Below are 22,291 nucleotides of genomic sequence, written 5' to 3'. Positions count from 1 at the left end.
GATCACGCTCGCGGCAATCCAAACAACATCCTGCGGATTCCCTCGGTCAGCGCGACCTGCGGACTCCACCCGAGCCGCTCGCGCGCAAGAGTAATATCGAGCACATTGCGGCTGGGCAACCAGACGGCATTCGGGTGCGCCTCCACGACACGCTCGATGGGCTTACCCCACGCCGCTTCGATCAAGTCGATGACCTCCCGAACACTGACGCCGAGACCATCGCCAATATTGAAGGTGCTGCAAGCCGTATCGAGCGAGAGCGCGCGGTAAACGGCATCGCTGATGTCGTCGATATGAACGTAATCCCTCACGTTCTCGGGGTTCCCGATCATGCGCACCGGCAGTCCCTCCAGCACGCGCGAGACGGCAGTGCCGATCAAGCCCTGCAATCGGGCGGGCGGCAAGGGAATCCCGTAAGCGTTGGCAATTCGCAGATTCACCACGGATAATTGCGAATGCTCCGACGCAAGCCTCAGATAGTGCTCGACTGTCAGCTTGAGCAGACCGTAAGAGTTGGCCGGCTCGCAGCGGTCGTCCTCCCTGAAAGGGCGCTCCTGGCCTCTGCCGTAGACGGCTCCGCCGCTGGACGGAAAAACGAACCTCGGACAGGTTCCGGCGATACGGATCGCGGCGATCAGATTCAGAGCGGGAACCAGGTTCGAATGAACCTCGCTGGCAAGATCGCCGTCGGAGGTCAGAGGTACCGCTGGCTGGGCGAGATGCACGATCGCATCCTGACCCTCCACAAGTTGCACGCATTCCTCCAGGCGTGTCAGGTCGGCCTGGACCCATCGGACCTGATCCTCTCCGTGAACCGGCTCGCGACTTGTAGCCGTCACCTCGATTTCGCGGCGCCGCTCGAGATCCTCGATGAGCCCGCGACCGATCAAGCCGCGCGCTCCTGTGACAAGGACCTTCACCGAGCGCGCTCTAGAGCCAGTTCAATCGCAGCGACCATGTTCGAGAACTCATGCTGCCCCGCGCGTGCCGCACCGCCTTCGGCAATCCTTGCCCGCGTCTCAGGTTCCGCGACGAGGCGCCGAACGCATTCGGCGAGTGCCGCAGCGTCGCCGCGCGGAAACTGCAATCCGGTTTGGCTGTCGGCGACAATTTCGATATTACCGCCTGCATCGGATGCGACCGTCGGTATGCCGGCATGAAGGCCTGAGATCAGGGTGAGCGAAAAAGGCTCGTACAGTGACGGAAAGAGGTAGATATCGTGCGCATCGAAAAGGGCCGACAGATCCGCAGCCGGAACGGGCGGGAGAAACTCGATCGCATCACGGCAACCTCCGTCTTCAGCCAACTCGCACAGCCGCTTGAGATAAGCATCATCCTGGCTGTCGCCGATAATACTGAGGCGGACCTCGAGATTCGGCAGGGCTGCTCGAATCGCCGGCAAGGCTTCGACAGCCGTATGCACCCCCTTGATCTCGACGACTCGCCCCGCGACCAATAGCCGCAACTGACCGGCCTGCCGCAGCCGATCACGTGCTCGAGCAACTCCCCCATGCGGGTGGAGGTGAACGCCATGATAGACGATGTCGCTGCCCTCGAACCCGAACCCAGCTTCCCGATAGAGCCGTTGCATAAAGCGGCTGGCAAAGATGGCATGCCCGGGCAAACGGAACGGGATTCGACCGAACGCGATGCGGAGCCGTTCAAGCAGCGCCGGAGACCCGTGCTGCGAATCTTTACCGAACACGCGATCCCGCATGTACTCTTCGATGAATTTCGGATTGAGAAACGCAATCAACCAGTTGTCGGTCAGAAGATACACTGGAACGATCCCGCTGGCCTTAATGGCATCAAGCAACGACGGATCGAAAAAATAGAGGTTCCACACGAAGATTCGTTCCGGACGAAATTCGGAGACGACCCGATGGAACTCCGCGACGTTCTGTGCCGACCACTCTGCACGTTGTTCAGCGGTGCAGGAAAACGGCCGATAGATATTTCGATCGTCCGCAAACAACTTGAGCGAGCGGTCGATCTGCTGCCCCGGGTACTCGGCCGTTTCTTCGCCGTAATTGCTCGTAAGTATACGAACCTCATGTCCACGCGCCACGAGCGCCTCCGCTATTTCGTAGCAAAGGCGCTCGTAACCGCCCACGACGTTCGGCGGATAGAGGTTACTGACGAAAAGGAGCTTCATCTGGAGGTGCCCCTGAAGAAGCGAGCAAAGTCATCGTGGCCGTACAAAGCGTTGCACGTTTGTTTCTCCCCCGGAAGCGATGAGAGAAATGCCATGGCAGGGATCAGCATTCGGGTCAGACCGTGTTTATCGCAGATCTCGGTGAGCTTTGCATACCAACTCCAATCAATCTTGCGACGCTGCATTAGACGCCAGACATAGGCAGCAGTCACCATCGCCCATTCCGCTTTCATGCTCAGCACATCCTCCGAAATCGTATTGGCATCGTGCCTTCGATAACGCAGCAATGGTGCGTCGTGAAGCTTCAACTCACCATCGTTTACCAACAAACTCAAAAACAGGTCGAGATCGTGCGCGTAGCGAAGGTTCGAAAATCCGCCGACATCCATTATCGCCGCCCGACGCGCAAACAGATTGGATGTCGTCATAATGAAATTACCGTTGATCAGGGCCAACGGAAGATCATGGCAAACATCGAAGAAACCTCGCGCTTCTCGATACCAGGCATCTGTAACGGAAGCACCGGTGCCATCGAAGAACTCGATAGCGGTTGCCACTGCGGCAGCGTCCCCGATCGCGTCGCTGCACTGGCGCAAACGATCAGGATGCCAAGCGTCGTCGGAATTCAGAATCGCGATGTATTCGCCGCGTGCGCGAGCGATTCCTGCGTTGAGGGCCGAGTGCGCACCTTGGTTGGGCTGAGACCATACCAAGATGGAATCCGGATACCTGCGTGCCATCGCTTCCGCCAAACTCGCGGAGTCATCGGTCGATCCGTCGTCGACAACAATGATCTCAAGGGCTGGTCTGGTTTGAGCCAAGGCCGATTCCAGCGCCTCTTCAATATAACGCCTGTGATTGTAGAGCGGGATAACAACGGAAACAGCATCGGGGATACAGTTCATGATAATCCGAGAAGTGGCTTTCGAGCGAGCAAGAGCATCTGCTCACCGCCAAGATAACCAAATTCACGACTCCAAAAGAGCCGTGCAGAAGCGTCGGTGAATCCGATGGCACGAAGATCGTCGAGCAGATTCCAACCGAAATGGTAGAAACACAGACAGCCGGCGTCGCTGAGTGGATCACCATGATACTCAGGCTCCATCAGGTGCTCGATCTCTCCGCTGCCCTTGATTCTTGCGCGAACGACATGGCCATCCTGATGTGTCGCGAAGGGGACACTGAAAAATAACCATCCGCCGGGCTTGAGCACGCGAAACAACTCGCTCAGGGCCGCTTGATAGTCCGGTACATGCTCCAGCACATCGAACGACAGGATGTGGTGAACCGACTCGTTGCCAAGGGTCAGGCGCGTGACATCTTCATTGCGAATACCACGCGAATCGGCTTCGCCGAGCGGGAGGGAGTTTCCGAGATGCTCGCTTCCGATAACGTTTTGGTAGTGACCGTCGAACCATGCGAAGAGGGGCGTCGTTTGTTCCGTCAGGTAGAGAATATCGTCATGTGCCGGCCTGCAAAGGTCGCCAAAGAGGTGGATTGCCGCTCTCATTCGGTTATTCAGTTGACAGCTTGGGCAAACCAAGCGCTCTCGCCAATTGACAAACCGATTGCCGGCACCGTCGGAGTGGCAATAGCTGTAATCACAAGCAAGATCCACATCCTGATCACAGACGATGCAATTTCCGCGCACCGTGAATACCTCGGCGGTGTAGCCAAGCGCCAACTCGATCGCCTCCCTCCTTCGCATCTCGCCTTGAATCCGATCTCTGTACTCTCGGTAGGCATGACCCGAAGTCACCTCGGCGCATTCAAGTCCTTGAGACGGAGGCACCTGCTCAAGCAGTCCGGCGAAGATGCGGCGACCCGCGGAATAGCTGTAGCGCTCCTCGAAGAAGGCCAGGCTGGCCGCCGACAATTTGGTCCACAGCGCTTCGTCTTCGTAGAGACGAACCACTCCGTCGGCAAACTCTCGATCGTTTACAGCAACGAGGATTTCCTCGCCGTGGGAGAGTCCGGATCCCTCGGCAGCCATCGGCGTCGCCACCACCGGCAGGCCGTAGCCAAGGCTTCGCCCGACCTTGCCTTTAAGCCCCGCACCGAAACGAAGTGGCGCCACCGACAGGCGGCAGTGATTGAAGTACCCCGACACGTCCGGTACGAAGCCGTGGACCAGCACATCATCCCCGGCAAGGTCAAGCACGGCCGGCGTTGGATTCGAGCCGACAACGTGCAGTCTTGCGCCGGGTATTCGCGCCTTTACCTGCGGCCAAATGCTGGTCACGAACCAAGAGACTGCGTCGACGTTGGGTAGATGACGAAAGCCCCCTATGAACAGCACATCGCGACGCTCCTCGAACGGCGTCGGAGAGCGATCCGATATCTCCATGATCAGGGGAACCTGGTACGTGCGGACGTCGGGTAACTCGCGCGCGATCAAATCCTGCTCGGTCGCACTGATCAGAATCGTGATATCGGCCTTGCGCATGACACCGAGCTCCCGCTCGCGGACCGCCATGGCAGTCTCTAGATCGGTGCCGTTGCCGCTGTGCTCGGCCTGACGCTGCTCGCGCAGGAAGTGCAGATCGACCGTATTGAAGATGATTCTGGCGCGCGGACAGGTCCGAAGGACAAGGTCAATGTAGCTCGCCGCCGTCGGCTCCCTGGAGATCATGACGTAGCGATATCGGCCGCCGTGCGTTCGCAGGTGATCTTCGAGCGAGGTGATCCAGGGTCGATGCCAACATTCGACCCCGATTCGCTCGAGATCACCAGTGTAGTGCCCCTCGCGCTTCAAGGTGAGCGACGGCAAGAAGCTCGGTTGATATCCCAGCTCATGCAGGATCTTCAGCTGACTATAAGCATCGACCGAGCCTGAATCCTGGTCGGGGGTCGGCGTGACCAGATCAATGACGAGAAAAGGGATCCGTTTGCGAGTCTGCGGCGGATCCGCCGCCCATATGTCGCTTAAGCTGACGGCATCGGCTGCCTCCGAGAGCGGGCGGGGCTCTAGGGCGGCGGTCATGCGAGCCAACGGCTGGCAGACGATGGCTCGCTCCTGGTCTCGGGCTACGATAGTGGATAGCTCCAATAGAGCACAGGGTCCGCCACACAACTCGGGCCAGCGAATACCTTTTAGCAAGGCTCGGTCAAGCAACAGAACAGAGCCCCCGACAACCTCAGTGCGGAACCCATATTCGACGTGTCCAGATGGTTCACCGGCGCCGCGTTGCCTCAGAACTCCATTTTCGTTGCTGACACAGCCGGCCTCGTAAATAGTATCGTCTGCGTTGAGCAGCATCGGAACGACACCTGCCAGAGCCGGATCCATGGCCGTGCGGAGAAGCTCGCCGACGCTTCCAGGGGCGGGCCGCCAGTAAGACGGTAAGAAGAGAATCCGGTCCGCTCGAGCGATTTCGGTCCCGGATTGCCAGACTTGGCGAAGGCCGGCTCGCGGCGGAAGCGGCATACGACGTGCTCCTTGAACCTGTAGTTCCAGATACGGTCGGATCCATCGTCGCCCTCGATCGGCCACAATCAGATCGATGCGGAGATCGGAGTCGGATTGACGCAACGCGACCAGCGTCGAGACCAAGGTGTCGGGTTCGGCATCGGTCACTACCACGCTGAGCTGCGGCTCGTCGCTCGCGAAATCCAACTCCAGGGCGCGAAGCCGACGATGCTCGGCTTGCCCCTCGGACCAGGCTCGCCAAACATTCGTACTACTCAAGAGCGGAGCGAACGCCCGAAAGAAGACGCTTTTGATCAAGATGCGCTGTCGAATCGTGATCGGCAGCCGGCGCCATCCGGCCTGTAAGTTGCGATCGAAAACCACCCGAGCAGCCCTGACGCGCAAGACCAACGCCCGAATAGGGGCCGTGACCCCCCAGGAGGTTGATTTATAGACCTCGGCGAGCTGAGCCTCCGTCTCGGCGAGCTGAGCCTCCGTGGTCGCCGCTTGAGCGGAAACGTGGCCGATTTCCCCATTCAACCCTGCGTTTTCCTCCCGCATTCGATGGACCTCCCCCTCCAACTCCAGAACCTGCTCGCGCCGAAGCGCAACTTCGGCTACAAGATCTTCGTGATCTTGTTCGATACGCTGCAGTTCGTTAACCAAGCTCGCGACATTCTGCTGGGAGAGCATCCACTGCCGTCTAGCTTCGACGAGCTCTTCTCTAGTGACGACCAAGTCAGCCGTGCTTCGCTCAAGTTCTACGGCTATACGCCTTAGCTCATCCTGCGCCCTCTCCCAATGATTGCGCGCCTGCACTAACTCTCGGGTCGTAGATTCCGCCGAGCGATAGGAAGCAGCAAGCTCTTCGTCCAGCGTCGTCGCCCAGTCACCGCGCCGGAACGCTTCGGACTCCCAATGCGCGACCTTCGCACGCAGATCTTTGAAGTCTTCGGCCATCTGCAAGCGATCGCTATCCAACTGGCGCAGACGATCCGCAAAGTCCACAAGCTCGTCATCGCTCCAGCGTGTCTGCCATTTGCGCAAGACAGTAGCGGTGACTTGCCTCGCTTCGATCTTGTCGAACCGAACCCCCCACCCTGACCCATGATGGATACGATAAGCCGCAGAAAGTCGATCAGTATGCCGGAATGAGCCGAAACGGGCGACTTGCAGCCAGAAATCCCAGTCCTCGAAAATATCGAGGGTCTCGTCGAAACGGCAACCCAGCTCCACCGCGCGCCGAGAGAACAGAACGGAATGAATCGGCAAGTAGTTGCCGGCGCGAAGTAGAATCGGATCCCATGCGTGATCGTATCGTTGAACCAGAACCTCGCGGTTGTTGTCGACGCATCGAACCGACGCATAGGCAGCGACATCATCGAGAGTCAACGCATCCCACACCGATGCAATGTGATCCGGATCCAACCAGTCGTCGTCGTCGAGAAACTGTAACCACTCTCCACGAGCCGCCAGAAGCAGATGATTCGCGACCACGGATCGCTGCAGGGGTTTCTCGCTATCCAAAAATTTGAGCGGAAAGCGCCCGCATAACTCCGAGAGTGGGCGGTGCCCAACACCACGGGCATTCGCAACGATGACCTCAATATTCGGGTAGGTTTGCAGAGCAATTGAATCAAGCGCCTCCATGATAGTATCTCGATCCATCGAGCGCATGAGCACCGACACCAGCGGCGAGTTATCCGGGGCGATCCCGAGGCTCATGCGATGACGGTTACGGTGCTCGGATGCATAGATGTCAAGGTAATCCTTCGCGATATAAGACGCGTCGAGTACCCGTTGTGCCTCGGCGTGGATCGCATGCGGTAGGGGCGTTTCGGCGTGCACACGATTCACCGAACCCACGTCCTCCGAAGTGTACGAAACTCGGGAAAGCTCCGAAAAACATGCCATCGCACGCTGCTTGTTCTGCTTCACCGCAGTGATGTCCACCATCCGATCGGGACGTTCGATTACAACATCGACCTCATACATGACGAGCCTCCCGCGACCCGAGCGCCGGATGGCTTCGACCGCAGCCATACCGAACTCCCGCCGAGCAGGATCCGACTCCTCCACCGATGGCGCATAGAGCACATCGGCACCGAAACGATGCAGCGCCGCCACGATTCGGCCGACCAGGGTTTCGCCGTAGAGCACAGCGTCGCGCGAAAGATCCCAGGTTTCGAGAACCTCGCAGCCCAAGACCGCGGCGGCCTGTTCGCCCGCGCGCTTTCGGGCAGCGGATTCGTCGCGGCAGGATCTTGGATCCGAGCTGCTGCAAAATGCAACAATGATACCGATCGGCGTCCCGCACGCAGCGTGACGGAGGATGGCTCCTCCGCAAGCAAACGCCACGTCAGCCGGATCGTTCGTCAACACCAAGATCCGAGAGGCATCGAGGCAATCCTTGTTTCCGTCGTGAATAACCTGGTTTTGAGACACGAAATCCTCGATACCTGAGCCAAGAGCGGGCGGTGACCAAAGCGGCGGCCCTCTTCCTTCGGGCCGCTAGCCGATATGATATACGACTCTAGGCTGCTCCACTTCCTCGCGCCTACTTCCTCGCGCGTTCCGGTCTGGTGCCTCTCCGTTCTCGATAAGCCTTTTCCGACGCCTAAGCCGCTTTTTGCCCCGCAGGATCATACCTAGCCGAGCCGAAGCAACCCCGCGACAGATGTAGCAGAGGACGCTCCACCCATCGATAGGCCATTAGGCCGACGCCGAGGCTCAGCGTGAAGACGATGCCTGCCACCAAAGCCGCGGGCAAGACGCTAAGCGTAGCCAGGCGTCCGTAGAGCAGATCGAACAGTAGGAAATGCGAAAGATAGATGGAATAGGAGGCGTTGCCGATGACGACCACCCATGCCGGAACCCGAAGCCCCTGCTGCCGTTCCAATTCGACGCATCCGTAAAGCAAAAGAGCAGAAGGGAAACCGAAGAGCAGGACTCGATACCAACTATTGTCGTCCAAGTTTACACCGCTGCGGATATAGATGACGAAGCTGCCGACAAGAAGGCATGATCCCAGTATGAAGATAAAGCGTGGGTGAAGACTGCGGCGATACAGATAAATCCCGGCTACCACCGCGCCGAAAAGAAACTCGAACGCAAGCGGATGCATAGTGAGAAACAGACTCTTGTGGCAGAGTACGTCCGGAGCATCGTAGCAAAACTGCTGTCCGATCAACATATATCCGGCCCAGACGAGAAGCAGCAGGATACGCCGACGGGCAGGCACTAAAATGACGAGTGAGAAGATCAGATAAAAATAGAGTTCATACTTTAGAGTCCAGGAGACCGGCACCAACTGCGGCGTCCACGTCGGGATCAGAAAGAAGGATTCGACAAGATGGGTGACCTGTCCCGCCTCGAATCTCAGCCATGCCGGCGCCGATAGATAAAAGGCGAGTGTCAACAGAAACCAGAACCAATAGGTTGGATAGATCCGCGCCCACCGATGGTAAAGAAAGCGTCCTGCGGCGCCCCTTGTAGCGGGATAAGCATGGCCGATCAGCACCATGATAAAGCCACTGATCACGAAGAAGAGATCGACGCCCGAGTGACCGATATCGGCCCAGCCCGGCAGAACGGCGTCAGCACGATAGACGCGCTCCAGGTCACGCAGATGCAGGAACATGACCAATAGAACCGCCAAGGCTCGCAGGCCCTGTACGTTGACGACCCGAGTCGGGTCATCCCGGCTATCCGGTATCGCTCGTTCACACACGTATTGGCTCAAGAGGAGTGATTGGTCCCTTAGCGGCGTGCCGAATACCTACTGCGCTCAGGCTTTGCCTGCAGATCGAGGATGCCGACGGCGCAGCATGTCCAGGAAGGCGTTTTGATAGCCTTCCGCCATTCGCGCAAGGGAAAGATCTTCGGCTCGCTCCATCCCCAGCGTACTCAGGCGTTCGCGACGCCCCGGGTCGGCAAGTAGACCCGCTATCCCGCTTGATAAAGCACCGGCATCGCTCGGTGCAACCAAGACGCCGAAACGGCCGGCACCGAGCACCTCGCGCGGCCCGGACGGGCAGTCCGTCGCCAGCACTGGAGTACCGCAGGCCATCGCCTCGAGCATCGTGTATCCAAATCCCTCGAACTGACAGGTGTGGACATAGATATCCGCCTTCCGCATATAGGGGAAAACGTTCTCGCGATGGCCGACAAACGCCACTCGATCGCCGAGATCCCAGTCCCGAATCCGCTGCTCGAGAATCGAGCGCTCAGGGCCGTCTCCGACGACCGCAAGTGTACAGGGGTGGGTGGGCTGCAAACGGCGAAATGCCTCGATCAGGAGATCGACGTCTTTCTCCCTAGAGAGCCTTGCCGCGACGCAGAGCATCGGCAGGTCCGGCGGAAGATGCTCCAATCCCACCACTGGCTCACGCGAGGCAACCTGTACCTCAACACCATCGATTCCGTTGGGGATCACAAGAGTTCGAGCTCGCGGACCTAAAAAGTGCCGACAGGTATCATCGGCCGTACCCTGCGATGGAACCAGAATGCGGTCGGCCGCGCGCGCGGCTAGGCCGATCACGAGGCGTAAGAACAGGAGCCGACCAAAGCCGCGCTCGTAGCGGCGGATGTACTCGGATATCGGACCGCGGAAACTCGCGGCCGTCCGAGGCCGATGATGCGCGCGCCTTGCGCCCAAGGCGATGACGGCACCGGAGTAGTGCATCATGCCGAGCGCTATGTCGGGGCGCACCTCGTCAATTAACATCGTGCCGGCCTCAATATCCGGCTTAAAGCTCTCCCGGGACCCGAACCAACCGTGCCGAATCAAAGGTGCGGTATCGACAAAGTCGTCGTAGACTTCCGGCATGAAGGCGCGCAGGGCCGCCGGCGCCGCCAGCGTGATATGGGTCACGATGCTGCGATTCAGATGGCTCAGAAGGTTAAGCGTCGTGCGCTCGGCACCGCCGAAGACGGTCGCTTGGTGCAGGATCAAAAGACGCATGTCTTGGTCTCGTTGAAGAACTCGAAGACTTGAGGGCGAGTTGCTGTGAAGAGACAAACAAAAGCACGAGCAGGCGGGAGATCACCCTGAGAGCCATCGCCCCAGCAGCGAGCCCTTCGATCTGTTGAAGCCTTAGCCGAAGCCCTAAGAACGATGCCGCGACTGCGGACGCCCAGAGTGGGCGCCGACAGTCGTCGGATCGGAGTTGATTGACCCTCAATACTCCGTGAACTTCAACTCTTGGGCCTCGCTCCGAAACTCACGGTACCAGCCATCGTCCACCCAAAGCCACACCTCGTCGACGGTGATTTCCTCCTCAGGCCGCGAGATCATCTCGCCGGTTTGAGCACGGAATGGCGGAATAGATGCACGAATAGTGGTCTTGACCTCGGCTTTTGGGCCATCGATCTTCACCTCGGCGACGTTGAAGCTTGAGTAGAGGATCTTTCCCATATTGCGTTCGTAGCTCAGCCAACTGTTGCGGGCACGGAAGAACGGATCCTGCATGGAGTAGGTGACTTCGAAGTTTTTGTCCACCAAAGCCTGCCAGAATCCGTTAATACGTGCACGCAATCCCGCCTCTGAGCGGACATCGGCCTCAGGGGCAGCTCCGGCACTATCCGGCTCGGCAGGCTCCCCTTTCTTATCTGCTGTTGCCAACGAAGCGAACTCATCCGCGGTGAAACCTAGCTGCACCAGGTGCTTGGAAGCTAACGCATCGTCCAATGCCTGCTCCGCGATCACATTGAAACGATCACCCTGATGATAGGCTGTGTTGCGCTTCGACGTCAGCCGCAAATTTGTCCCAGGACTGAATGGCAAACGCACATTGTCGACTTTCCAAGTCTCGCCGTAATCCGTAGACAAACTGGCATAAAGCCGAGAGCGAATCTCCCGCCAATCCTCCCAAACCACAAAGACTTGACCCGGTTTGTCACCGAAGGCGACCGAAGGATTCCGCGCCCGATACTCGTCCAGCGCACCCGGTGGACGGAGGGGTTGGACTGCGCTCCATGTGGTGCCCCGATCCGCAGATCGGAGGATATACACATTATGCTTCTTATCGTCTTCATCCGCGCGGGTGCGCGCCGTCACCGAAATGAGGATATGCCCTGAAGCATCGGCAACGGCCTCAAGGCTTCCCAGGTCAAAACCACGCAAGTCTTCGAATGCAAATGCAGTCCATGTCTTGCCTTCATCATCGGATCGGGCCCCTTCGAGTAAGAAATCGGTGCGATCCTCGCCGTACTGGGAGAGCCAGACGACAATCCATCGATTGCCACTGCGAAACGCCTGAAAGATTGGCGTGATGCCCGGAACCTCTGCAATCGTTACGGTATCCCCGAAGACATCGGCACCATCTGCCCGAAAACGCGACACGATCCGCTGAGGGGTGTCGGCCGCCAACCAGCTAAAGACCATCACGCCGCCGCGCTCATCTGTCGCCCACACCGGGTATACACCGGGCAGTACGCGCTCGACCGGCGAAGAAGTCCCATTGCTCGGATCGACCTGGCGATAAAAAAGGTGATAACGGTCGGAGCTACCTTCGATGGGCTGCTCGCCGTACCAAAGCACGTTTAGCCGGTCCCCGGCCATTGCAGCGTGAAACCGCACTAGGGGCTGACTCTCTCCGGCCAGCTCAAGCGGCACCTGATCGAGCCGTGCGGTATTGGCGAAGTAAAGGCCCTTTTGCGGCACCTTATCGCGCCACAGCAAGGCGGCCCCATCCTCCATAACCGCCATCGCTAACCCGGACGGCGCCTGCTCGCGCCCCTCCGGAACAACCGGCTGCTCTTCACCGTTCGGCTGGCGCACCCTGAGTATCCGCGATTCATCGTAGTAAGCGAGCCAAAGCCGGCCTTCGGCGTCCAGCCGATAATCCCAATCGCCCGACGCCTTCATCGGGACCTTGGTCAAAGGTTCGGGCACCGTCGCCGCACCGACCGTAAGGGTCATTGCGGCCAGGGCTGCGGCAAGCCCGGCGCGACTCGACCGCGTCCGCCGGCCTGCTCGGACATCAATCGTCATCAGGAAGCCCTCGCAATGCGTTGAAAAAGCAACTTCGAAAATTCAGTGCTGACTGAATCTCAACGAAAAAGAAAAGCCGCCCAAGGGCGGCTTCATCTGCACCCCGAGAGGGGTGCAGAGCATCATGAATCAAATCGATTAGGGACGGATCATGATGGCATTGTTGAAGACACCGATCATAGGATCGTCGTCGAAGACATCGACGCCGTATTCCAGCTTGATAACCACTGCGGCCGGCTCGGTGCCGGGGCGATAGTTGCGGAGGTAGCCCCAGCCGCCATCCGGAACTTCTTCGAGCGCGCCGTCGGTCAAGAGGGTATCCGCGTCGACGCGGCCGACACAGGTGACGGTACGTGGCACGGTACCGGAGACGATCGACTCGTCGCGATCAAACAGCACATAGCTGGTGCCCCCGAAGGAGTCGCCGAGCTGTACGGTGGCGAAGTAGTTGCCCAGAGTCATATCGGGGCCCACCGGGGTGACCATGAAGGCAGTCGCGAGCTGATCAAAGGGCATGATCGCGACCTGAGCCGGACTGCGGGAGGCCGAGTAGAGGTAGTCGAACTCAGGTGCTCCAACCGACTCTCCTGTCTGCGAATAGGCCTCGTACCCCCAAGCCGCGCCGTTGGCGAACTCGAACACGAATGCCTCGCCGGTAACGCTTGCCGCGCCGACTGAATTCGCGTTGTCAACAAGCAGGTATCCACGCATCGGGCTACGGTTCTCGCCGAGCGCGAAGCTCTGATTCGGCGCCATCCAGTTATTGTAAAAGCTGGGATCGTTGAAGAGGACGCCGAGGGTATCGCCGCCGAAGACTCCGCCCAAGTCGATGGTCTGGATGTCGTTGACGGAGGTCGAGCGGTAGACGTTGACCTCGTCGCATGCACCAGCCAGCGAAGACGGGTTTTTGTAGAAGAGCCGATAGTGCAGGCTAGCAGGCGTCCCAGTCACGACACCGCCGAACTGGTTGTAGTTCACGTCAGAGGTGTTGATGACACTGACGATCGTCGTGACCGTGGGACTTACCACCACATGGGGGAAGAAGACGCTGTCGGCACTGGCGGTCTGGATCGAGGCCATGCTCGCGACCGAGGCACCGAGAGCGATCGCGATCGCAGACGAGAGTTGTTTCTTTGCAAACATTGATGGAGTTCTCCTGTTGTTCACACGTTGGAACGGCTTTGCTGTGAGTTGCCCGAACTTTAAGAAATTGACCACCCGCGGAAAATCGAGGTCGTGGCACGTTAGCTGCTTTAACTTAACGATGCCATCAATCACCCGCATGCTAGCGGCTCAACACGGAGTCTACACTGCGAATTGTTGTTGTCAACCTACAGACCGCACTTGATTGCGATTCGGACCACCGACAATCGGCACCGAGAAACCCTCTCAGACCCTTGCGCCTACAGGACACGACCGAGTGCGCACCCCACTTGTTGCTATTCGGCAACAGGTGGCCAAAACGCAAATTCCGCCTGACCCACCTGAGATGCTGACACCCCTCTGCCGCAATCCCCGAAGGATATCTCATCTTGTCTCAGACCTGTATCCGCGATCCACCGCAGCAAACCCACCCATATGCCCACCGCACTCCGGTCAGCCCGTCTCGAAGGCCAGAAGCTCCGGGCGAAGGCCTTCCGCATGCCGCGCCCACATGCGCCCGTAAAGGTCCTCCAGCGAGTTGGTAAAACGCGCGGGATCGAACAAAGCCGCGACGGCTCGGGCAGCACTTAGGCGCATCCGGAACCCAGCGAGGATCTCCGGGGACCGGGCCAGACGAAGGGCGAGCGCCCGGTATTCGCCCGGGTCGGCAGTAATCAACTCCTTGACGCCTGCAGCCGAGAGAACGCTTGCCGCCACACGAGAGGGAAAGGTACCGCCCATGCAGGTTAGAACGGGTACCCCGGCCCAAAGAGCATCCGATGCCGTAGTGTGTGCGTTGTAGGGCCAGGTGTCCAAAAAGAGGTCCGCAAGGGCAACTCGGGCCATGTGCTCCGCTTGCGGCATTTTCCCTGCAAAGATCAGACGCTCGACGGACAAGCCTCGTGCCGCGACCTCCCGCGACAGATTTGCGCGCACGTCATCGTCGTCGGCGTAGAGCCACAGGACCGAGTTCGGCACATCACGGAGAAGCCCGCACCAAACGCCGAACACCTCGGGGTTAAGCTTGAACGGATTGTTGAAGCAACAGAAAACGAAACAATCGTCCGGCAGGCATGCCTCAGATCGGCTCACCGCAGGCGCGACCTTGCGACGCGGATCGGTCGGCTGGTACGAGTCCGGCAGATACGCCAACGCCTCCTCGTAGCATAACGCCTCCTCGGGCGGAACCACCACCGGGTCGACGATCAAGTAATCGACAAAGGGCACACCCATACTGCCCGGAAACCCGAGCCAGTTGACTTGAATCGGCGCCGGGCGCAACGCCAGTATCTCCGGCCGAGCGTCTCGCGTGTACCCCTTCAAGTCGACAAGGATGTCGATACCGTCCGCGGCAATCCGGCGTGCAGCGTCGAGATGACCGAGATTGCGGATGTCCTCGAAATGCTCGAAGGCGGCCATGAGGCGAAGACGCATTGCGCTTCGGTCGGCCGGACCGATGGAGTAGGCGAAGACTTCGAAACGATCTCGATCGTGCATCTCGAACACCGATGCCGTCAGGTATGCGGTCGCATGCTCGTGAAAGTCGCCCGAGAGATAGCCAATGCGCAAACGCCGGCCCCCGAGATCACGACCGGCCGTTGCTGAAGACAACGGTCCACGTTCCATCCATGACCGGAACCGCTCGCCATAGGCTCGGGCCACGGCGAGCAGATCGGCTGGGGCGAGACCCGGCAACGACAACGACTCGAAAGAACCAACCGCATCGGGGTCGGAGCCTCGTAAACGCTGCACCAAAGCCGGCACCCGATCCTCCCAACCGCGCCAATCGCAGAGTTGGCGCTGATTCTTCAGCATGGCTCCAGACCATTGGCGGGGACGCTCGCCAAAGCGCGCCCGGCTGCGCTCCAGCACATCCATCGCCTCGCGGCGTCGCCCGATCTCATGGAGCATCTCGGCAACGAGCAAGTAATGGACGGGCGTCTCGCCCCCGGCGGCAATCGACGCCATCGCCGCCTCCAGCGCGGCGGCATTATCGCCTTGACGCATCCGCAGCGCACACAAGGCAGCCAGCACCTCGTGGGACGTGGTATCGCCGGCGCGCTGAACCTGCATGATCAGATGCTCGGCACCCTCGAGATCCCGCTCCGCCAGAAGAACAAGCGCACGCGACAACTCTGCCCGCGAATGCCCGGGCTGGACACTCAGCAAGGCTTCGTACTGCTCGCGGGCCCGGTCGAGCTGTCCAGTCAGGCGATAAAGGTTGCCGAGATTCAGGCGAACCTCGTGCAGCTCCGGGTGATGCGCAAGAAGATCCGAGTAGAGTGACTCCGCCTCGGCATAAAACCCCTGCTCACGCAGGACATTGCCCAAATTGACACGCGCATCGACATAGTCCGGAGCAAGGGCTAGCGCCTTCCGGTACGCATCCTCCGCGCCTGAGAAACGGCCTTGTTCACGCAAGCAATTACCCAAATTGAAGTGCGGCATTGGGTTATTCGGCGCGAGTCGCGCAGCGTCGGCATAGCAGACTTGGGCATCGGCGTACCGGCGGCGTGCCATCAAGACATTACCCAGGTTGTTGTAGGCATGCATGTAACCGGGCGCAGCGGCAACACATCGCCGGAGCAACACCTCTGCCTCGTCGAATCGTTGCTCGCCAGCAGCTAAAAGACCGAGGATCAGCAAGGCATCCGGTGCATCAGGATCACTCTCGAGGACCTTGCGCATCAGCCGTTCCGCCTCATGCCTTCGCCCGGCCTGGAAAGCGGCAATGCCTCCGCGCAGCGCGGCGGAGGGAGCGACGGTCGGCGTCGCGGGCTTTGATCTGCGCGCGCCATGACGACTCACGATACCCCCTCCGCGATCGGGCGACTCGCGCTGCGCTGCTGGCCGAGCAGACCGCAAGGAACCCTTAGCAAGCCAGCGGGCGAGGCGCAACAACGAGATCGTACGCCTCGCACGCACGCCTCTAGGTCTTCAGCGAGACGCGGTTCGTCCAGCGGAAACCTGGCGTCGAGCCTTGAGCACCCGCAGATACGCAAGGCTGTCGGAGAAGGCATTGCATCGGCATGGGAGGCCGATTTGTCCAAGCAAACCCTATCCGGCTCACCTTTGCCCCGCACCTGGGTTACCCTATCGCCCATCACCAAACCCTCGCCGGACCTCGAAAACCATAGTGGATTGTACACTATAGGCACGTTTAGGAACGGGGATCGACCTGACTGAGATGGTCAAGCGAAGCAGAAAGGGCCTCGTATGCGGCCGAAACCGGACGTCGTGCTCGGCAATTAAGGCTGTGCATTCAATGGCTCGGTTGGCTTGCGCCGAGCTAGCGACCGCGACCTTGCGTGGTGCAAATGACGGGGTCGACGGGGAAATCGGAAACATCGGCTGGGATCGAGGACGGGCGTGATCACGGGAAAACACTCTGTCCAAGCAGTGCTCGCCGGACTCGGCGGGCTGCTCGTTCTGCTCGGCGGCCTTGTGCTCTACGAACAGATCACGGGGTCTCCAAGATGGCCGCCAATCGACTTGGCGGGCAACGAGTTCAGGCTAATGAATCGGTACGCGAAGACGTCCGAAGACGGCCTGGAGCCTCGCGATCCGGGGCAGGAGCACATCGTATTGGCGTCGCTACGCGGCGTGCCGGCGGAGCGTTACGGGCGCATCGGATTGGACATCAGTGGCCTCCTCGATCCCGAGCAATCCGTTACCTTGATCTGGAGTTCGACCGCACTGCCGGGAAAAGATCAGACGCGACCGTTGAGTGCCGCCGAGCGCAAGGCCGGTCTGGTTGATCTACGCGAGGATCAGGCATGGGTTGGAGGAATCCAGGCCCTCGGCCTTTCAATCGACGGTCCGTCGCACGAGACGCTAGCGGTAAAGCGCCTAACGCTGCGACCGGAGCCGCCGACCTGGCGCGAGACGCTGGAGTCAAGGTTTGCCCAGTGGCGGCAGCTCGGGCCTTGGCAAGACAGCTCGATCAATCTGTATCGCAGCAGCAGGGAATTTGCCGCCCCGTCCCCTGCAGCCACCGCCGCAATCTGGGTCACGCTGAGCGGCCTACTCTACCTGCTCATCTCACGCCGCTTTGCCATGCCTGCGTCGGCGAGCGCCTTGGCTGCGTTTGTGTTGCTCGGCTGGCTTGCTCTGGACGTACGTTGGCAACTCGAGCTCGGCGCGCGACTCGGTGCGACCTATGCACGTTTCGCGATTCTGGAGCCCAGCGAGCGTCTCGGAGTCGCTCCCGACAAGGATCTCAGAGACGCGGCAGACGGCTTTCGCGCGCAACTTCCCCCTGAGCCTGCGCGGATCTTCTTGATCAGCGCAGACCCTCAAGGCTATCGCGCCGCTCGACTCGGATATCACTTGATCCCGCACCGAGTCTACAGAGGCATGACAGAACTGCCATCGTCCGCCCAGGCGCGACCAGGCGACTTCATCCTGCTTCTGGGGCCGACGCAAGAGATGCGCTACGACCGGGAGCGCGCAATGCTCAGTGACCCAAGCCATACCCTCCCTGCGGAGTTGATCGCCGTCGCTCCGGGCGTCGGAGGTCTGTTCCGCGTGCAAGGAGAGACCGCATCATGACTCAGGGATTAAGCTGGTTGTCGGTCTGGGCCGCGCTCCTCCTCCCTTCGCTGGCTGCCATCCTGTGGCTGCGCGTATTCTGGCCCGAGCCGACCCCCGGACGTTGGCCGCTCATTTTGGGTTACGGTTATGTTTTGGGGCTAATCGGGGTCACCCTGCTCCTGCAACTTCAGGCATTCCTGCTCGGTTCGCTTGCCTTTGCACCTTCCGCCCTCGTTCTGACGCTGTTGGTCATGATCGCAATACGCGTGATCCGTCACCAAAGCCCCGTCGCACCATCGCACCGAGACGCCATCCCCGCATCGTTCTGGACCCGCCTCGCCTTCGGTATGCTCGCCCTTTGGCTCGCCGTGCGTTTCATCGGGCTAGCGCTCGAGGTCTGGTGGCAACCACTTTTTCCCTGGGATGCCTGGACAACCTGGGCCGCACGCGCACGGGTCTGGTCGGAGCTCCGCGCGCTGGTCCCGTTCGTCTCGCCGCAGGACTGGCTGAGCGACACCTCGGGCAACGCCTACACCGTCGACGCTTGGAACTACCCGGCCACGGTCTCGCTCATCGCCGCCTGGCCGGCATTGGCCCTGGGTAGCTGGAACGAAACCGCCGCCAATCTTCCCTGGCTGGGCTGCGCGCTTGCGCTCGCGCTCGGCTTCTATGGGCAGGCACGCCTTTGGGGCGTATCGGCACTGACCGCCCTGGTCTTTATGTGGCTTCTCATGTCCATGCCCTTGCTGAACACGCACATCGCCTTGGCGGGGTATGCCGATCTGTGGATGGCAACAGCGCTCGGGTTCGCCTTCATGGCGTTCTTGCAATGGACGCGGTCCGAGGATCGACGTCAGCTGGGCCTTGCACTCGCACTCATCCTCTGCAGTGCGCTGATCAAACAGGAGGGCGTCATGTGGGCGCTGCTGTTCATCCCCGCATGGACCGCCGCACGACTCCGCGGGGGTTGGCTGCTCGTCCTGCCTGGATTATTGCTGGGATTCGGCCTGCTGCTTTGGACCACCGGCGGAGTCAGCGTCGACCTGCCGGGGCTCGGACAGATTTGGTTAGGGCTCGAGCGGATCGAGCTGCCGTACCTAGGTCGGTTCGATCTGGCGTACCACGGAGTCTGGGCACCAGTGCTCAAACACTTCTTCCTGTACGACAACTGGCATCTTCTCGGATACCTTACAGTCCTCGCGGTGCTTTGGACACTGCCACGCGCTACACGGCAAGATACACAGCCGTGGGAACGCGCAGGGATCGTATGGGCACTTGCGAGTCTTATCGGTCTATACATTCTCTTTTTCTGGACCGATGCCTATCTCTGGGCTGTTCAAGGCACAAGCATCAACCGCGTTTTCATGCATTTCATGCCTGCGCTGGTCTTTTGGATGATGACGGTCTGGGTGGCGACCCGACAGACTTCCGCAGCTAACGCATCCACCGCCCGGCCAGCGGGAGCCAAGCCGACGGCGCCGGGCCAAACTGAAAACTGACGTCTGCCGTCCCGCCCGAAAGGCTGTTACGCAACCAGAATCGACCCGTCATCGGATCATAGAGCCCAACCGTGCTACGCCCGTCTCCATTCCAATCACCGCTGAGCGGCAGCAAACCTGATGACTGCGGTCCGAAGCGGAAGCTGTGATCGGCCATTCCACCCGCATGATCGTCGCGCAGAAAAAAGGTCCCGGTCGACGGATCGAATAACCCGACCGTGGTCCGACCGTCACCGCTCCAATCTCCGCTCAGCGGCAACCAGCGCGACTTACTCGGGCCGAAGCGAAAACTGTGATCGGCCATTCCTCCGGCATGGCTGTTGCGCAGGAAAAAGATTCCGGTCGACGGGCTATAGAGTCCAACCGTTGACTGACCATCCCCGTCCCAGTCACCGCTTAGCGGGAGCCAGTTCTGGGCAGCACTCGGACCAAAGCGAAAGCGCCGGTCAGCCTGGCCTCCTGAATGACTGTCCCGCAAATAGAAGGTCCCTGTAGATCGGTTGTATAGACCTGCCGTCGACTGCCCATTGCCGTTCCAATCGCCAGCCAACGGGCGCCATCCGGAATCCCTGGGACCGAAATCGTAGCGTAAATCGGCCGGCCCGCTGCTGTTCGTATCGCGCAGGAAAAAAGTACTGCCGACGGGGTTGTAGAGGCCGACAGTAGCGACCGAATCATCTGGTATGAATCCGGCGTAGCGGCCGAGCCAAAAGGCCAACAGATAATCGACCCCGGCATAGGCCATATTCAAGCCGCCCGCATCGACAAGCTTCCAGGGGTGCCGCTCCCAGATGAAGGTCGCCCCGGCCCGATCATTCACATCGGTAGCGACCGCCGAAAGCCCGGGACAGTTCGGATCAGCCGGATACTTGCCGCGCACGTCGAGCGGAAGCGCACGCTGCGGCGCATCGGGAAACAGCGCGAGCTGCGCCAAGCTCGCGGCGATCAGCTCCTCGGTAGAATCTCCCGGAGGCGCCAGCGAAGCATAGATATACGCAAAGAAAACATTTTTGTGCGACGCAACAGCGGACCAGAGTCGATTCCGAAGAACCTCGCGCTGGAGCCGCCCCTTTCGCAGTGGATCCGTTTCGAGGCTAACCCAGTTGAACAAGGGCATAAACGCAATGTTCAGACCATGGTAGCTATCACCACATTCATTGGTATTCTCCCAGCCTTTGGCGATATCGAACCATTTACCGAAGTTCGCATCGTAATGAGCACGCAACGCCTGATGGCGTGCTTCAAAGCCGGGAACCCCCTCCGTGACCTGCATCGCCACACGAAAAGTCGCCGCGAGTTGAATGGCTTGACTGGGTAGAAAGACATCCGGCAATGATCCAAGACCCGGGATCTGCCGCACGAATTCGCTCGGATTGGGCCAAAAAACGAGCATCCCCGACCCCTCCGCCGCAAAGGGGCTCGTCGAAACCCGGAGAATCGGCACCCCATCCGGAGTTTCGTCGTCCGTGTAGACAACATGCTGCAGCGTCAGCGTTGTCGAGAAATTACTGGAGTCGTTAATAATCACCTTGACCCGCTTGCGTTCACTGCGCATCAGCTGTTCGGCAAAACCAGTCACGTTTTCACGGATGATCCGACGGATCGCGGGATCCTGGGTCGCCTCATAGGCGAGCGACATTCCGAGCATCACGCCCTGATATTGATCCCGACTGACGCGGCCGCGCCAATGCCATGTCTGCCCCTCGAAGGAAACGTTGCGAATCACCTCGGGATCATCGGCCGACAAGGTCGCCAAGATTGCGGCCGCACTATCGGTCGGCGCCGCAAACCGCGCGAGATAACCCGGATCACCCGAGATCCGCCACCAACGATCGAGGACACGAACTGACTCCGCGAGCCGGCGCGCGGCTTCCTCGGATTCGGTATCCATGAGCCGCAGCGCCTGAGCGGCCAGATAGGCGCCCGTCCAAATTGCGGGGTCGCGGCGGCCACCATAGCTCTGAACCCTACTGTACGTCTGATCCGTGAACTGGGCGGACATCACTCCGCCCGCGGGCATCAAACTCTGTCGCATCCAGGAATCATGCCGCACTGCGCGATCGTGAAGTGACTCGGATCGCTCGCGAATATCGGCCGTGCGGGCAAAAGCGACCTCGTTACGGGTCTCGAGCGAGATCTCCGCGGAGTTGCCTTCCGCGCCCGCCAGACCTGAAGCACTCCCGCCCGGGGACGTTTGCCCACCGGCGAGCATGGAAATCATCACAAACGCCAGGCCAAGGGCTATTTTCGCTTTCATCGTGACATCCCATCAAACTGTTGAAGTCCGTCGCCAGGCCGTCCGGAGCGACCACATTCCTCCCGATTGCGACTTCATCGGAGTGTCTCGGTTCCGCTGCTCGACGAGCGCCAACATCAGTCTTACGAATGTTACTTCAGCCGGCGGAGTCACCGCACAACCGCAAGGCCGCTTTTCCCGTCACATCGGCGAACCCGCTCGCCGCCGTGACCTATCGCTCCAAAGCATCCGCGTTCAAGAAGATCGGGCGCACTTGCCGCTGTCCCGGGCGATCCGGAGGCTGGATATCCCAATTGAAGCG

The 22,291-nt window shown here is 59.9% G+C and carries 12 protein-coding genes; 2 read left to right on the top strand and 10 right to left on the bottom strand.

The window, feature by feature from the left end; translation table 11 throughout:
- Positions 1 to 2: 2 nt before the first annotated feature.
- The 9 genes from BDD21_RS09205 to BDD21_RS09165 all read right to left on the bottom strand — a co-directional run bounded on the left by BDD21_RS09205 (position 3) and on the right by BDD21_RS09165 (position 16,509).
- On the bottom strand, positions 3 to 920 hold the full coding sequence (locus BDD21_RS09205; protein WP_120796922.1) for an NAD-dependent epimerase/dehydratase family protein: 918 nt from the start codon (positions 918 to 920) through the stop codon (positions 3 to 5).
- Positions 917 to 2,155, bottom strand: a complete 1,239-nt coding sequence (locus BDD21_RS09200) for a glycosyltransferase family 4 protein (protein WP_120796921.1) — start codon at positions 2,153 to 2,155, stop codon at positions 917 to 919. Before BDD21_RS09200 ends, BDD21_RS09205 begins: the two co-directional genes overlap by 4 nt.
- Complete coding sequence (locus tag BDD21_RS09195; protein WP_120796920.1) at positions 2,152 to 3,060, bottom strand: glycosyltransferase family 2 protein; 909 nt, start codon at positions 3,058 to 3,060, stop codon at positions 2,152 to 2,154. Before BDD21_RS09195 ends, BDD21_RS09200 begins: the two co-directional genes overlap by 4 nt.
- Positions 3,057 to 8,009, bottom strand: coding sequence for a glycosyltransferase (locus BDD21_RS09190; protein WP_120796919.1), 4,953 nt, complete (start codon positions 8,007 to 8,009; stop codon positions 3,057 to 3,059). The genes BDD21_RS09195 and BDD21_RS09190 overlap by 4 nt, the downstream gene beginning before the upstream one ends.
- Positions 8,010 to 8,181: 172 nt before the next feature.
- Positions 8,182 to 9,294: an acyltransferase family protein gene (locus BDD21_RS09185; protein WP_281269175.1), complete on the bottom strand. Its 1,113-nt coding sequence runs from the start codon at positions 9,292 to 9,294 to the stop codon at positions 8,182 to 8,184.
- 57 nt (positions 9,295 to 9,351) lie between these two features.
- Entirely contained in the window at positions 9,352 to 10,437 is a 1,086-nt protein-coding gene (locus BDD21_RS09180; RefSeq protein ID WP_245969493.1) for a glycosyltransferase, read from the bottom strand.
- Between the two features lie 306 nt (positions 10,438 to 10,743).
- Positions 10,744 to 12,558: a sialidase family protein gene (locus tag BDD21_RS09175; protein WP_120796916.1), complete on the bottom strand. Its 1,815-nt coding sequence runs from the start codon at positions 12,556 to 12,558 to the stop codon at positions 10,744 to 10,746.
- Between the two features lie 138 nt (positions 12,559 to 12,696).
- The gene (locus BDD21_RS09170; protein ID WP_120796915.1) at positions 12,697 to 13,701 is read right to left on the bottom strand and encodes a hypothetical protein; all 1,005 of its coding nucleotides are present in this window, start codon (positions 13,699 to 13,701) and stop codon (positions 12,697 to 12,699) included.
- Between the two features lie 453 nt (positions 13,702 to 14,154).
- On the bottom strand, positions 14,155 to 16,509 hold the full coding sequence (locus tag BDD21_RS09165; RefSeq protein ID WP_170164720.1) for an O-linked N-acetylglucosamine transferase family protein: 2,355 nt from the start codon (positions 16,507 to 16,509) through the stop codon (positions 14,155 to 14,157).
- A 561-nt stretch (positions 16,510 to 17,070) separates the two neighbouring features.
- On the opposite strand from BDD21_RS09165, the gene BDD21_RS09160 reads away from it, so the two are divergent.
- Both BDD21_RS09160 and BDD21_RS09155 read left to right on the top strand, forming a co-directional pair.
- Positions 17,071 to 18,252, top strand: coding sequence for a hypothetical protein (locus BDD21_RS09160; RefSeq protein ID WP_147431028.1), 1,182 nt, complete (start codon positions 17,071 to 17,073; stop codon positions 18,250 to 18,252).
- A complete protein-coding gene (locus tag BDD21_RS09155; protein WP_120796912.1) occupies positions 18,249 to 19,733 on the top strand; it encodes a hypothetical protein in 1,485 nt (494 codons plus the stop codon). Before BDD21_RS09160 ends, BDD21_RS09155 begins: the two co-directional genes overlap by 4 nt.
- On the opposite strand, the gene BDD21_RS09150 is transcribed toward BDD21_RS09155, so the two are convergent.
- Positions 19,669 to 21,990 carry a hypothetical protein gene (locus BDD21_RS09150; RefSeq protein ID WP_147431027.1) on the bottom strand — a complete coding sequence of 774 codons (2,322 nt, stop codon included), beginning with the start codon at positions 21,988 to 21,990 and terminating at the stop codon, positions 19,669 to 19,671. The genes BDD21_RS09155 and BDD21_RS09150 overlap by 65 nt on opposite strands.
- Positions 21,991 to 22,291: the final 301 nt, after the last annotated feature.

Origin of the sequence: Thiocapsa rosea (assembly GCF_003634315.1) — a bacterium.
In the GTDB taxonomy this organism is placed as follows: Bacteria; Pseudomonadota; Gammaproteobacteria; order Chromatiales; family Chromatiaceae; genus Thiocapsa; species Thiocapsa rosea.
This window is presented reverse-complemented; position numbering and strand designations above follow the sequence as displayed.